The 218-nt window shown below is 44.0% G+C and carries 1 protein-coding gene; it reads right to left on the bottom strand.

Annotation, left to right across the window (positions count from 1 at the left end; genetic code table 11):
- The coding region (locus A3860_RS41040) for a hypothetical protein (protein ID WP_158085188.1) at positions 1–218 on the bottom strand (218 nt) is incomplete at both ends.

Below are 218 nucleotides of genomic sequence, written 5' to 3'. Positions count from 1 at the left end.
CTACAGATGGTTGCAGTTTGAGTGCCTGTCAATGTTGCTTTTACTGTGAGTGTGAGGGTAACGATAGAGTCGCAACCAGCTACATTCTTCAAGGTGTCTTTATAAGTTCCGGCGGCGTTGTAGGTGTTACCGTTCCAGGAGTAAGGTAGCTGGTTGTTACAGATTGTTACCGACTGAGATCCTGTTACGGATGTATTTACATTCAACGTTAATGTGAT

The organism is Niastella vici (assembly GCF_002077945.1).
In the GTDB taxonomy this organism is placed as follows: Bacteria; Bacteroidota; Bacteroidia; order Chitinophagales; family Chitinophagaceae; genus Niastella; species Niastella vici.
This window is presented reverse-complemented; position numbering and strand designations above follow the sequence as displayed.